We start from the raw sequence: 14358 nt of genomic DNA, 5'->3' as shown, positions 1-14358 counted from the left end.
ATTAAACGCTGTAGTACAGTTCGAACTCAACTGGGTGCGGAGTCATACGCACACGGTCAACTTCTGGCTTACGCAGTTCGATGTACGCATCGATAGCGTCATCAGTGAACACGCCGCCACGGGTCAGGAACTCGCGGTCTTCGTTCAGTGCGTTCAGTGCTTCTTCCAGAGAACCTGCAACTTTTGGAATCTCAGCTTCTTCTTCCGGTGGCAGGTCATACAGGTTTTTGTCCATCGCATCGCCAGGGTGGATCTTGTTGATAACACCATCAAGACCGGCCATTAGCAGCGCGGTGAATGCCAGGTATGGGTTAGCCGCTGGATCCGGGAAGCGTGCTTCGATACGACGTGCTTTCGGGCTGGCAACCACTGGGATACGGATAGAAGCAGAACGGTTACGGGCAGAGTAAGCCAGCATAACGGGTGCTTCGTAGCCTGGGACCAGACGCTTGTAAGAGTTGGTGGTTGGGTTCGCCAGGGCGTTGATCGCTTTAGCGTGCTTGATGATACCGCCGATGTAGAACAGAGCAGTTTCAGACAGGCCGCCGTACTTGTCGCCAGAGAACAGGTTCACGCCGCCTTTTGACAGGGACATGTGGCAGTGCATACCAGAACCGTTATCGCCGAACATTGGCTTAGGCATAAAGGTTGCCGTTTTGCCGTACGCGTGAGCAACGTTGTGCACCACGTATTTGTAGATCTGAATTTCGTCAGCTTTTTTGGTCATGGTGTTGAAGCGGGTTGCCACTTCGTTCTGACCAGCAGTGGCTACTTCGTGGTGATGTGCTTCAACCACCAGACCCATCTGCTCCATGGTCAGACACATGGCAGAACGAATGTCCTGTCCTGAGTCAACCGGTGGCACTGGGAAGTAACCGCCTTTCAGACCTGGACGGTGACCTTTGTTACCGCCTTCGTACTCTTTACCGGTGTTCCATGCTGCTTCGATATCGTCGATAGCAACGTGTGAACCTGAAGTAGAAGAACCGAAACGGATGTCATCGAACAGGAAGAACTCTGGCTCTGGTCCAAACAGCACGGTATCCGCGATGCCTGAAGAACGCAGGAACTCTTCTGCACGCTTAGCAATGGAGCGTGGGTCACGGTCGTAGCCCTGCAGTGTGCCTGGCTCAAGGATGTCGCAACGGATGATCAGGGTCGAGTCTTCGAAGAACGGATCCATGACTGCAGTGGTTGCATCCGGCATCAGCACCATGTCTGATTCGTTAATGCCTTTCCAGCCACCGATGGAGGAGCCATCGAACATTTTGCCTTCTTCAAAGAAGTCAGCGTTAACCTGGTGAGCAGGGATAGTAACGTGCTGTTCTTTACCTTTAGTGTCGGTAAAACGCAGGTCAACAAACTTAACTTCATGCTCGTTCATCATCGAGAGAACGTGTTCAGCGGACATACTCAACTCTCCTGGAAATGGTCATTATCGTCATGGTGAGAGAACTTCGTTGCCGGGAATGTGTCACGACTGCTGACCATTCCTAACCAAAGATCTCGGCAAGCTCTTTCAACCGTTTTATAACTGTCGTTTTCGCTTAAAATATATAAAGCGAATTCTGTGCCAACTTTATGACAATGGCGAAAATGGCGCTACAATGCGCCCTTTCGTGAGTCGAAGGCTGCACCAGGATGGATTGCATGCATCATATTGGTGCGTAGCAGGTGAAGTTAAGCACCAATATGGTGCAATTTGCCACCGCAGTGCAGATTAATGCACCGTAAATGGTGCTAAAAACCAGCGCTACGAGAAACTTTCGGCGAAATCTGTGATCATGTTCAGTCTTCCGCTTAATCCGTGTACAATACCGCGTTATTTCTATAATGCCTGAGGCAAAGCTGTGATCGAAAATTTGCGTAACATCGCCATCATCGCGCACGTTGACCATGGTAAGACCACCCTGGTTGACAAGCTGCTACAACAGTCCGGTACTTTTGATGCTCGTACCGAAGCGACTGAGCGCGTAATGGACTCCAACGATTTGGAGAAAGAGCGTGGGATTACCATCCTCGCAAAAAACACCGCTATCAAATGGAACGACTACCGTATCAACATCGTTGATACCCCAGGACACGCCGACTTCGGTGGTGAAGTGGAACGTGTAATGTCCATGGTTGATTCGGTGCTGCTGGTTGTAGATGCGATGGATGGCCCTATGCCGCAAACCCGCTTCGTAACCAAGAAAGCATTTGCTCATGGTTTGAAGCCGATTGTGGTTATCAACAAAGTTGACCGTCCGGGCGCGCGTCCTGATTGGGTTGTTGATCAGGTATTTGACCTGTTCGTTAACCTGGATGCGACCGACGAGCAGCTGGACTTCCCGATCATCTTCGCTTCGGCGTTGAATGGTATCGCGGGTCTGGAACACACCGACATGGCTGACGACATGACCCCGCTGTATCAGGCGATCGTTGACCACGTTTCTCCACCTCAGGTTGAAGTTGAAGCGCCACTGCAGATGCAGATCTCGCAGCTGGACTACAACAACTATCTGGGCGTGATCGGCATCGGCCGCATCAAGCGCGGTACCGTGAAGCCGAACCAGCAAGTCACTATCATTGATAGCGAAGGCAAAACCCGTAACGGTAAAGTCGGTAAAGTGCTGGGCCACCTTGGTCTGGAGCGTATCGAAAGCACCCTGGCGGAAGCGGGCGACATCATCGCCATCACCGGTCTGGGCGAGCTGAACATCTCTGACACCATCTGCGACACGCAGAATGTGGAAGCGCTGCCAGCCCTGAGCGTCGATGAGCCAACCGTTACCATGTTCTTCAACGTGAACACCTCACCGTTCTGCGGTAAAGAAGGTAAGTTCGTGACCTCGCGCCAGATCCTGGAGCGTTTGAACAAAGAGCTGGTACACAACGTGGCACTGCGCGTTGAAGAAACCGAAGATTCGGATGCGTTCCGCGTTTCCGGTCGTGGTGAGCTGCACTTGTCGGTTCTGATCGAGAACATGCGTCGTGAAGGTTTCGAGCTGGCGGTATCCCGTCCGAAAGTCATCTTCCGCGAGTTCGAAGGCCGTAAGCAGGAGCCATTCGAAAACGTGACCCTCGACATCGAAGAAACCCATCAGGGTTCTGTGATGCAAGCGATGGGTGAGCGTAAAGGCGACCTGAAAAACATGGATCCAGATGGTAAAGGCCGTGTACGTCTCGACTACATGATCCCAAGCCGTGGTCTGATCGGCTTCCGTAACGAATTCATGACCATGACTTCAGGTACCGGTCTGCTGTACTCCACCTTCAGCCACTACGACGACGTTCGTCCGGGCGAAGTGGGCCAGCGTCAGAACGGCGTGCTGATCTCAAACGGTCAGGGTAAAGCGGTAGCGTTCGCCCTGTTCGGTCTGCAGGATCGCGGTAAGCTGTTCCTCGGTCACGGTGCGGAAGTGTATGAAGGCCAGATCATCGGTATTCACAGCCGTTCTAACGACCTGACCGTAAACTGCCTGACCGGTAAGAAACTGACCAACATGCGTGCGTCAGGTACTGACGAAGCCACCACTCTGGTTCCACCGCAGAAAATGACGCTGGAACAGGCTATCGAGTTCATCGATGATGATGAACTGGTAGAAGTGACTCCGCTGTCAGTACGTATTCGTAAACGTCATCTGACCGAGAACGATCGTAAACGTTCTTCTCGCGGCAGCAAAGAGTAAGCGATACAGTCTGATATTGAGCCCCGCACTTGCGGGGCTTTTTTATGCCTGCAACCCGCTGCAACGCTCGCTTATTGAAGTTTGGCTCCGCTTCCAGATTACTGATTTCCCTTTCCTCGTCCCTGTTCAGCTCCCACTTTTGCCGCTAAAGTGAATGATCCAGGGAACGAAAAGAGGAGGCGTCATGCTGTACATCTTTGATTTAGGCAATGTGATTGTTGATATCGATTTCAATCGTGTGCTCGGCGTCTGGAGCGACTTAGGGCGCGTGCCGTTATCCACGCTGCAAAGTCGTTTCCGCATGGATGAGGCTTTTGAGAAACACGAACGTGGCGAAATCAGCGATCCAGAATTCGCTGCGCGCATTTGCGACCAGCTGGATATCGCGCTGAGCTATCCGCAATTCACCGCTGGTTGGCAGGCGGTCTTTGTCGGCGTGCGTCCGGAAACGCTGGCGATCATGAACAAGCTGCGTGCCAATGGCGAGCGCGTGGTGATCCTGTCCAATACCAATCAGCTGCACTTCGAGTTCTGGCCAACCCAATATCCCGATGTTCAACAGGCGGCCGATCATCTTTATATGTCGCAGGATATCGGCATGCGTAAGCCGGAAGCGCGCATCTATAACTATGTGCTGCAGCACGAAGGTTATCAGGCCGATCAGGCGGTATTTTTCGATGATAATCAGGCCAATATCGACGCTGCGCGCGCACTCGGCATTGAAAGCGTGCTGGTGGTTGATGAGAAAACCGTGCCGGACTGGTTTGCGGGTCGTCTCTGAGTGCTGAAACATCGACATCTGCGCCATTCGGCGCATGCCTTTTATTTGTGGGTAAAACTGCTGTGGCAACGCGTTGACGATGACAACATGACGACGCAGGCGGGGAATCTCGCCTACGTCTCATTGCTGGCATTGGTGCCGCTGATTGCCGTGGTGTTCGCACTGTTTGCTGCTTTTCCGATGTTCTCGGACATCAGCGTGCAGCTCAAGAACTTCATCTTTACCAACTTCATTCCGGCAACGGGCGACGTGATTCAGCGTTATCTCGACCAGTTCGTCGCCAACGTCAATAAGATGACGGCGGTCGGCATTGTGGGATTGATCGTCACCGCGCTGCTGTTGATGCATTCGGTGGACAGCGCGTTGAACGCCATCTGGCGCAGCGATAAACCGCGTCCAATGGTCTACTCCTTTGCTGTTTACTGGATGATCTTAACGCTGGGCCCGCTGCTGGCTGGCGCAAGTTTAGCGCTCAGCTCCTATCTGTTGTCGCTGCGTTGGGTGAACGTCACGGGCGTCACCAGCTTGATCGATCATCTGCTGCGCATATTCCCGCTGTGTCTCTCGATCCTCGCTTTCTGGCTGCTGTACAGCATTGTACCGACGCGACGCGTGCCGACGCGCGATGCATTGATCGGCGCCATCGTTGCCGGATTGCTGTTCGAGCTGGGCAAAAAAGGCTTTGCGCTCTATGTTACGATGTTCCCTTCGTATCAGTTAATTTACGGCGTTCTGGCGGTCATCCCAATTCTGTTCCTTTGGGTTTACTGGTCGTGGTGTATTGTGTTGTTAGGCGCGGAAATCACCGTCACGCTGGATGACTATCGCCAGCTAAAACAGCAGGAACGCGAAAAAGAACGTGAGGAAACATGATTGCTTTGATTCAGCGCGTCAGCCGCGCCAGTGTCAGCGTTGACGACGTGACAGTGGGCGAAATTGGCAATGGGTTATTGGTGTTATTGGGTGTGGAAAAGGGCGACGACGAACAAAAAGCGCAGCGTTTGACCGAGCGCGTGCTGGGCTACCGCATCTTTGCGGATGAGAACGACAAAATGAATCTCAATGTGCAGCAGGCGGGTGGCAGCGTGCTGGTGGTGTCGCAATTCACCCTCGCCGCGGATACCAATAAAGGTATGCGTCCCTCTTTCTCTGGCGGCGCAGAACCGGCGGAAGCCGAGCGCCTGTATGAATACTTTAGCGATTGCTGCCGAACACAGGGCGTGACCACCGCAAACGGGCGCTTCGCCGCCAATATGCAGGTTTCGTTGGTAAACGATGGTCCGGTGACCTTCTGGTTACAGGTGTGAGGTTTTCAGCCGAGCGGCAAGGACTTAGCCACGCAAGCTCCGAACGAGAGAATCACTTTATGTATCATCTTCGCGTGCCGCAAACGGCGGAAGAGCTGGATATGTATTACCAGTTCCGCTGGGAAATGTTACGAAAGCCGCTGCGTCAGCCGCAGGGTTCTGAGCGTGATGCCTGGGATGCGCTGGCGCATCATCAAATGGTAGTGGATGAGCAGGGCAAACCGGTGGCGATCGGCCGTCTGTACATCAATGCCGAGAATGAAGCGGCGATTCGCTTCCTCGCCGTGCATCCATCTGTGCAGGGCAAAGGTCTTGGCACGCTGGTGGCGATGACGCTGGAATCGGTCGCGCGTCAGGAAGGGGCGAAACGCGTCACCTGTAGCGCGCGTGAAGACGCCGTCGAATTCTTTGCCAAGCTCGGCTACGTCAATCAGGGCGAAATCACCGCGCCGCAAACCACGCCGGTGCGCCACTTCCTGATGATCAAACCGGTCGTGACGCTCGACGATATTCTGCATCGTGCCGACTGGTGCGGACAGCTGCAACAAGCCTGGTACGAGCACATCCCGCTGAGTGAAAAAATGGGCGTGCGCATTCTGCAATATACCGGGCAAAAATTCGTTACCACCATGCCTGAAGCAGGCAACCAGAATCCTCATCACACCTTGTTCGCGGGTAGCTTGTTCTCGCTCGCCACGCTCACCGGCTGGGGTTTGATTTGGCTGCTGCTGCGCGAGCGCCATCTCGGTGGCACCATTATTCTGGCGGATGCACATATTCGCTACAGCAAACCGATCAGCGGGCGTCCGGGCGCGATTGCCGATCTCGGCTCGCTCAGCGGCGATCTTGATCGTCTGGCGCGTGGCCGCAAAGCGCGTGTGCAGATGGAAGTGGAGCTGTTTGGTGATGATGAGCTGGGCGCGGTATTCGAAGGCGTGTATATCGTGCTGCCCGCCGATTCTGACGGGGCGCTGGAAGAGGGCGGTTCCGGCGCACGTATCAACTAACACGTAGGGTCGCCATTCATGGCGACCTTGTTATTTAAACGTACTGAACCCTTACTGAACCTGCCCACCACGCATCGTCTGCTGCACCGACTGCGCATCGGTGGTCACCGACAACGTACCATCCACGCTGGGGCGCAGTGGCGCGCTGGCGTTCAGCGAACCTTTCATCTGCAGCTGCAAATTACTGTTACCGCTCAACTGCAGCGTTGGCCAACCCCAATTCCCCAGCACGTTTGCCGGCACAGCCTGGCCTTTCAGATTCAGCGTCAACGGACGTTGCGCATCTTGTCCAACCGTCGCCGATCCTTCCAGTAAACCGCTACCGTTAAAGGCGCTCAATTCCGTTACCTGAATCTGCTGATCATTGGCATTCAGCGCAATGGACGGATGACGCAGGTCGGTACGATTGAAGGTGGCTTCAGCCGCATTAAAGCTCGCTTTACCGCCCCAGATTCCCCACTGATGTTGACGCGCCAGCAGCAGATTATTCGCGCTGCCATCCAGTGACGTCATCTGGAACGGGAACGCCGGATTGATATCAATAATCAGGTTACGGTTGGCCGTAGCGCGGGTTATCAGCACGCTATCCAGCCAGTCCGGTAAGGTTTGCTGCCAGCGTTCGCGCCAGTTTTGCGGCAAGGTATATTCCAGCCCGGCGATTGCCAGTTCATCCAGCGTCAGACGCTTGTCGCTGCGCGTCCAGTTGCCGCTGGCGCGCACCACGCCATTCACCCAGCGCGAACTGAACTGTGTCAGCGCGATGCCCTGCGCCGAAAGGTCGGCATTGACGATGGGATCGTTGAGCTCAAAGCCACCGTTAATAAAATTCCCGGCATTCATAGAGAGAGAACCGCCATCGCTTTCCCAATCATCGCCGCGCAGGGTGACATTTTTCAGGGTTAAATCGAGGTCGGTCACCGCCCAATCCGGTCCTTGCAGGCGCGCATCGGTCATATCCAGACGGTTGATGCTCACGGAAGGCACATCGCGCAGCGGATTGAGGAAGTCGCTCAGGCTTTGATGGGTTTGCAGGCGGATATCGTTGAGGCGCAGTTGATCGATCTTCCAGTTACCCAGCGCATCGCGCTCGGCGTTGCCGGTCATCGAACCGCGCGCCAGGTCAGCGCCGATATTGCTCAGCACCAGACGACGTTGCTTGATACTGCCCTGCAGCAGCACGTTGTTGCCCGGTACGCCATCCAGCGTCAGGGTGCCGGCGCTGATCTGGAACTGCGCATCGCTGCCCAGCACGTCGTTAGGCAGCGGTTTCCACGGCAGAAGACCGCCGTTCACGCGCTGAGCGGTTATCGGCAACGCGCTATGCGGATTCTCAATACGCACATTATTCAGCTGCAGGCGATTGGCCTGAATCGGCAGCGTGGTATCGGGCGCTTGATTAGCGAGATTGATTTCACCGTCGCGCACTTCGATGCTGTTGAAGTGCAGTGGATCGCTGAACTGAACCAGCGCCAGGCCGAGATCAACGCGTTTCGCCACCAACACGGCGGGCTGACCATCGTGACCAAAGCTGAAGTCATCGAGAATGATGTGCGAAGGAGAGGAGAAGTCGTGCTCAATTTTGCTGAGAGAGAGATGCCAGGCGGTTTTATCGCTTACCCAGCGGCTAAACCAACCTGCGCCCCATTGTGTTTGCAGCAACACATACAGCACTACCAGCGCCAGCAGAATTAGCAGCAGTAAGGTAAGGAAAAACTTGCCTAAAAATTTCATCGCACTCATCCATCCCGATATTTATCCGGTGAGTGGTTGTTATGCCTGAATTACCGTTACAGCTCAACAGCCTGGATGTAAATGCGGATAAATATCAGGCAGGCCGAAGCCTGCCTGCTGGATTACTTTTCTTGCGGGAAGATCAGGTTCAGCACGATGGCGGTGATACCACCGGCCGCAATGCCAGATGAAAGCAGGGTTTTCAGCCAGTCCGGGGCAAATTGCAGAATCAGCGGCTGCTGAGAAACGCCCAAACCTACCGCCAGCGACAGCGCGATAATCATGATGGCACGGCGATTCAGCGGTTCACGCGAAACGATGCGCACGCCAGACGCGGCAATAGTACCGAACATCACAATGGTGGCACCGCCCAGCACCGGTTCTGGAATATGCTGCACAAAACCGCTCACAGCCGGGAACAGGCCAAGCACGATCAGCATCAGCGCCACCACAAAACCCACATAGCGGCTGGCAACACCGGTAAGCTGAATCACGCCGTTGTTCTGGCCAAAACAGGAGTTCGGGAAGGTGTTGAACAGCGCTGAGACAAAGGAGTTAAGGCCGTTGGCCAACACGCCGCCTTTCAGACGCTTCATATACAGCGGGCCACTCACTGGCTGCTCGGAAACATCAGAAGTCGCGGTGATGTCGCCGATGGTTTCCAGCGAGGTCACCATAAACACCAACATCAGCGGGATCAGCAGATTCCAGTCAAAGCCCAGGCCGTAGTAGAGCGGCGATGGCACGGCAATCAGCGGCTGATCGGCTGGCGTGCTGGTGGCGGGCAGCATATCCAGCGCCCAGGCCAGCGCATAACCTACCGCCATCGCGATCACCAGCGAAGCCACGCGCAGATAAGCATTACGCTGACGATTAAGCAGGATAATCACCACCAATACCGAAGCCGCCAGCAACAGGTTTTTCGGAGCGCCAAACGTGTGATCGCTCATCGCGGCAAAGCCGCCGCCGATGGAGGTCAAACCGACCTGAATCAGCGACAGGCCAATAATCATCACCACAATGCCGGAAACCAGCGGCGTAATGATGCGGCGCGCCAGATGCAGCACGCGTGACAGCACCATTTCGGTACAAGACGCCACCATCAGCGTACCAAACAGTGCCGCCATCATGGTTGGCACATCAACGCCACCATTTTTCAGCGCCATGCCACCCATGATCAGCGGCGTCACGAAGTTAAAGCTGGTGCCCTGAATCGACAACAGGCCGGAACCCACCGGTCCCCAGGTTTTGATTTGCAGAATGGATGCCACGCCCGAGGCAAACAGCGACATGCTGATGATGTGCTGCGTATCCTGCGCCGGTAAACCCAGCGCCTGGCAAATCAGCAGCGCGGGCGTAATCACCGCAACAAACATCGCCAGCAAATGCTGACAGGCAGCAAACAAGGTTTGCGGTAACGGTGGACGGTCTTCGAGGCGGTAAATCAGTTCACTTTTCGGGCTTGCAGCGCTGGCAGGCTGGCGAGTTTCAGCGGTGTTGACGGACATGGTGGACGTTCTCAATTACAACAAAGGGGCGATTTTAAACGGTTGCGTTGTGAAAGCAATCGTTTGCAATGCCCCTTTTTACTTCCGTTGATCTAAAGCGTAAACACCGTACGGCAGCGGCTGTCATCTTCCTGCCATGCCAGCGCGACGTCACTCAGCGGGCGCATCTGGAAGGCGATGGAAAAATCGCTCTCGGCGGCGGCCGTCAGCATTTCGCCGATGCAGGCGATCAACTCTTTATCCGACACGCTGCCGAGGCCGCTGCCCATTAATGTCAGCCCGGACGAGCGCAGCAGTTTGCTATGCAGGGTAATTTCCTGTCCGCTTAAGGAACCGATTTGCACAAAGCGCACCGTTTTTTCACCGCCCGCCACGGCGGCGTGCATGATATCGAGTGCGCTCTGTCCCCACAGATAATCCAGCACCACATCAACGCCTTCTTTCATCAACGCCGGTAACGCGCCCGGCAATTCATCCAGTGTAAAAGTGAGGTCGGCGCCTTGCGCACGCAGTTGATCCAGCGCGGCGCGATTACGCCCGGTGGCAATGATTTTTCCTGCGCCCAGATGCTGGGCGATACGCACCGCTAAACCGCCCGACGTGCCAGTTGCGCCATTGATCAGCACGGTTTCACCGGCGCGCAGCTGGGCGCGTCGGGTTAATGCCGCCCAGGATGACATGCCCGGATTAGCCAGCGCGGCGGCCAGTACCGGATCCAGTGTGGCCGGCAACGAAACGATGCTGTCGGCGGGCACTAAAGTTCTTTCCGCCATGCTGCCCCACGGCGCAGCAAAGGCGAGGAAGTAAACCGGATCGCCATTGCTCAGCGTGCCAGTGCCATCAATGCCGGTAATAAAGGGATAGTGCGCGGCCGCGCTGTAATGCGTTCCGGCGGCGCGTGCTTTTGCCAGCTGGCTGACGGCGGCGGCTTTCACTGTTACCACCACATGGCTTTCATCAGCCTGCGGTTCAGGGAAATCACCGTAAACGGGCAGTTCACCTGCTGCGGAAACTATCGCTGCTTTCATGCTTTCACCTTCAGTTAAGAGGAAACTATGTGTAATATGCACACATTAGGCTTGCCTCGGGATAACGTCAATGGAAAATGTGCAAAATACACATAATAGTGCTGCATTTGATGATCTGCACAACGCGCTGCTGATGATTGTAGGGACTTTCAATCGTCCGCAACGTGATGAATTATTGATAAAAGAGTCGAATATTCAGCTCGATCACGCGCTGTTTCCGCTACTGATTCAAATCGGTCGCTTCGGGCCAATTGGCGTGGTAGAACTGGCGGAGCGTGCCGGACGCGATTACACCACCGTCAGTCGTCAGGTGGCAAAGCTGGAGGAGTTAGGACTGGCGCAGCGCCAGAAAAATGCCAAAGACAAACGGGTGAATGAAGCGGTGAGCACTGCGGCAGGTAAAGCGATGACTGACAAAATCGATGCGGCGCGCGCGCACATCTATCAGAACCTGTTTGCCAACTGGCCGGATGAAGAGCGCGCCGAGCTGGCGCGTCTGCTGCAGAAATTTGTTGGGGATTTTATTGCCATCGATAAAACCAAAACGGCGGATTAAGCGTTGCTGTAGCGCTCGGTTTCCGGCAGCCAGCGCTCAATCAGGGCCTGCGCTTGCTCTGGATAATGCTGGTGGATATGACGCGCCACGCGCTGAACTTCGGGGATCATGCCCTGATCGCGCAGTAAATCCGCCACTTTAAACTCGGCGTTGCCGGTTTGACGTGTGCCGAGCATTTCACCCGGACCGCGAATCTCCAGATCGTGCTGGGCAATGACAAAGCCGTCGTTGCTATCGCGCAGCACCTGCAACCGCTTCTGCGCGGTTTTGCTGAGCGGCGCTTTGTACAACAACACGCAGTGTGAGGCGACAGCACCACGGCCCACGCGACCGCGCAGCTGATGCAGCTGGGCCAAACCGAGACGTTCCGGGTTTTCGATAATCATCAGGCTGGCATTCGGTACATCCACGCCCACTTCGATCACCGTGGTGGCGATCAGCAACTGGATTTCATTGGCCTTAAATGCCGCCATCACCGCCTGCTTTTCGGCGGGCTTCATGCGGCCGTGCACCAGACCAACCTGCAAATCGGGCAGCGCCACTTTCAGCTCTTCCCAGGTTGCTTCCGCCGCCTGCGCTTCCAGCACTTCTGACTCTTCAATCAACGTACACACCCAATAAGCCTGACGCCCTTCGTGACAGGCGCTTTGCACGCGCGTGATGATCTCACTGCGGCGGCTATCGGGAATCGCCACCGTGGTCACCGGCGTACGTCCTGGCGGTAATTCGTCGATGGTGGAGGTATCGAGATCGGCGTAAGCGGTCATCGCCAGCGTGCGCGGAATCGGCGTAGCGGTCATGATCAGCTGATGCGGATGAAAACCTTGTTCCTCGCCTTTTTCCCACAGCGCTAAGCGCTGGTGCACGCCAAAGCGATGCTGCTCATCAATGATAACCAGCGCCATGCCGTTGAATTTTACCTGCTCCTGGAACAGCGCGTGGGTGCCGACCACCATCGCGACCTGGCCGCTGGCAATAGCTTCCTGCTGCGCTTCGCGCGCTTTGCCTTTTTGCTTGCCCGCCAGCCAGCCCACTTCAATTCCCAGCGGTGCAAACCACTGGCGGAAGTTGTTGGCATGCTGCTCGGCCAGCAGTTCGGTCGGCGCCATCAGCGCTACCTGTTTGCCATGTGCGATGACGTTCAGTGCCGCCAGTGCAGCCACCAGCGTTTTGCCGGAACCAACATCGCCCTGCACCAAACGCATCATCGGGAAATCGTTGGCCAAATCCTTTTCGATTTCTGCCACCACGCGCTTTTGCGCACCGGTTGGCGAGAAGGGCAGCGCCGCCAGCAGCTGATCAACCAGCTCGTGGCGCACCGTCATCGGCAGCGCATGATGGCGCTGCGCACCGGCACGTACCGCCAGCATGCTGAGGTTATGCGCCAGCAGCTCTTCAAGAATTAAGCGTTTCTGTGCCGGATGGCGGCCGGTTTCCAGCTCGCTCAAACGCAGATCTGGCGGTGGACGATGCAGCGTGCGCAGGGCATCCGGCAGGCTAATCAGCCCGCCGCTCAGTTCGGACGGCAGCAGCTCGGCAATCGGGCAACTCTCCAGCAGCGTCAACGCCTGATCGGTGAGATTACGCAGTGTCGCCTGGCGAATGCCTTCGGTAGTGGGATAAACCGGCGTCAGGGTTTCCTGCAGCTCAACGCCGCCTTGTTCGCCCTGCACGCGATACTCGGGATGAATGATTTCAGCACCGCGCTGACCGCGCTTAATCTCGCCGTAGGCGGTGACGCGACGGCCCGGCGCCAGGCTGTTTTTCATTCCGGCATTGAAATTGAAGAAGCGCATGGTCAGCATGCCGCTGCCATCGCTGATCTGGCACACCAACATGCGGCGGCGACCAAAAGTGATTTCGCTGCTCAGCACTTCACCTTCCACCGTGGCATAAACGCCCGGCAGCAGGTCATTGATTTTATACAGTTGGGTGCGGTCTTCGTAACGCAGTGGCAGATGCAGCAGTAAATCCTGAATGGTGAACAGGCCAAGTTTGGCCAGCTTGCCCGCCTGACTGGCGCCGACGCCGGTCAGGGTACTGAGCGGGATGGCATCCAGCAGACGGCCTTTCATTTTCTACCCGTCGATTGCATGGTGGCCCACCAATCGGCATCGGCTTCCACTTCGCCCTGGCCATTGATGTACGGATAAGGCAGATTTTTTTGTTTGGCGACGCGCGCCAGCACCGGATAACCGCCTTCAAACAGCAAACGCTGCTGCTCATCTTCATCCAGCAGGCTGTAGGTGCGCTGATACATTCCGGCGTTCTGTCGCTGACGTTGCGCTTCATACAAAATCAGCGCGGAAGCCACCGAGACATTGAGCGACTGCACCATGCCGACCATCGGCACAATGATGTCCTGATCGGCCAGCGCCAGCGCTTCAGCGGTAATACCGGTTTTTTCCTGACCCATCAGAATGCAGGTCGGTTTGGTGTAATCGATGTCGCGAAAATCTACCGCTTTGGCCGACAGATTAGTCGCCAGAACTTGCATGCCTTCATCCTTCAGATGACGCACCGCATCTGCAATATGCAGATGCGTTTTGACCTTTACCCAACTGTTGCTGCCGGCCGAAGCGGAAACCATAGTGCGCATACGCACGCTTGGCCAGACGGCGTGCACTTCATGGATGCCCACCGCATCGGCAGTACGGATCACCGCTGAGACGTTATGCGGTTTATGCACCTGTTCCATGCAGACGGTGAGATCGTGCTGGCGCAGGGCCAGCATCTCCTGAATTCGGGCAAAACGTTGAGCGTTCATGG

At 55.7% G+C, this 14358-nt stretch carries 12 protein-coding genes; 6 read left to right on the top strand and 6 right to left on the bottom strand.

What is annotated here, in order from left to right:
* Position 1 precedes the first annotated feature (1 nt).
* The gene (gene glnA / locus HX773_RS11850; RefSeq protein ID WP_176971645.1) at positions 2–1411 is read right to left on the bottom strand and encodes a glutamate--ammonia ligase; all 1410 of its coding nucleotides are present in this window, start codon (positions 1409–1411) and stop codon (positions 2–4) included.
* 439 nt (positions 1412–1850) lie between these two features.
* On the opposite strand from glnA, the gene typA reads away from it, so the two are divergent.
* The 5 genes from typA to fabY all read left to right on the top strand — a co-directional run bounded on the left by typA (position 1851) and on the right by fabY (position 6766).
* Positions 1851–3671, top strand: coding sequence for a ribosome-dependent GTPase TypA (gene typA / locus HX773_RS11845; protein ID WP_007885247.1), 1821 nt, complete (start codon positions 1851–1853; stop codon positions 3669–3671).
* Between the two features lie 184 nt (positions 3672–3855).
* Complete coding sequence (gene yihX / locus HX773_RS11840; RefSeq protein ID WP_101760718.1) at positions 3856–4452, top strand: glucose-1-phosphatase; 597 nt, start codon at positions 3856–3858, stop codon at positions 4450–4452.
* Between the two features lie 3 nt (positions 4453–4455).
* On the top strand, positions 4456–5325 hold the full coding sequence (locus HX773_RS11835) for a virulence factor BrkB family protein (RefSeq protein ID WP_176971653.1): 870 nt from the start codon (positions 4456–4458) through the stop codon (positions 5323–5325).
* Entirely contained in the window at positions 5322–5759 is a 438-nt protein-coding gene (gene dtd, locus HX773_RS11830; RefSeq protein WP_176971644.1) for a D-aminoacyl-tRNA deacylase, read from the top strand. The genes HX773_RS11835 and dtd overlap by 4 nt, the downstream gene beginning before the upstream one ends.
* A 59-nt stretch (positions 5760–5818) precedes the next feature.
* Positions 5819–6766: a fatty acid biosynthesis protein FabY gene (gene fabY / locus HX773_RS11825; protein ID WP_008109787.1), complete on the top strand. Its 948-nt coding sequence runs from the start codon at positions 5819–5821 to the stop codon at positions 6764–6766.
* A 51-nt stretch (positions 6767–6817) separates the two neighbouring features.
* On the opposite strand, the gene HX773_RS11820 is transcribed toward fabY, so the two are convergent.
* From HX773_RS11820 to HX773_RS11810, 3 genes are all read right to left on the bottom strand, one after another.
* Complete coding sequence (locus tag HX773_RS11820) at positions 6818–8497, bottom strand: AsmA family protein (RefSeq protein ID WP_176971643.1); 1680 nt, start codon at positions 8495–8497, stop codon at positions 6818–6820.
* A gap of 122 nt (positions 8498–8619) precedes the next feature.
* Positions 8620–10005, bottom strand: a complete 1386-nt coding sequence (locus tag HX773_RS11815; RefSeq protein WP_008109781.1) for an NCS2 family protein — start codon at positions 10003–10005, stop codon at positions 8620–8622.
* A 92-nt stretch (positions 10006–10097) separates the two neighbouring features.
* The gene (locus HX773_RS11810; RefSeq protein ID WP_176971642.1) at positions 10098–11033 is read right to left on the bottom strand and encodes a zinc-binding alcohol dehydrogenase family protein; all 936 of its coding nucleotides are present in this window, start codon (positions 11031–11033) and stop codon (positions 10098–10100) included.
* Between the two features lie 70 nt (positions 11034–11103).
* On the opposite strand from HX773_RS11810, the gene HX773_RS11805 reads away from it, so the two are divergent.
* On the top strand, positions 11104–11589 hold the full coding sequence (locus HX773_RS11805) for a MarR family winged helix-turn-helix transcriptional regulator (protein ID WP_176971641.1): 486 nt from the start codon (positions 11104–11106) through the stop codon (positions 11587–11589).
* On the opposite strand, the gene recG is transcribed toward HX773_RS11805, so the two are convergent.
* Positions 11586–13664, bottom strand: a complete 2079-nt coding sequence (gene recG / locus HX773_RS11800; RefSeq protein WP_176971640.1) for an ATP-dependent DNA helicase RecG — start codon at positions 13662–13664, stop codon at positions 11586–11588. The genes HX773_RS11805 and recG overlap by 4 nt on opposite strands.
* Positions 13661–14356: a tRNA (guanosine(18)-2'-O)-methyltransferase TrmH gene (trmH, locus tag HX773_RS11795; RefSeq protein ID WP_176971639.1), complete on the bottom strand. Its 696-nt coding sequence runs from the start codon at positions 14354–14356 to the stop codon at positions 13661–13663. Before trmH ends, recG begins: the two co-directional genes overlap by 4 nt.
* Positions 14357–14358: the final 2 nt, after the last annotated feature.

It is taken from the genome of Pantoea sp. B9002 (assembly GCF_013385945.1).
GTDB lineage: Bacteria > Pseudomonadota > Gammaproteobacteria > Enterobacterales > Enterobacteriaceae > Pantoea.
The sequence above is the reverse complement of the archived record's forward strand: the minus strand, read 5'-3'. Positions and strand labels throughout refer to the sequence as shown.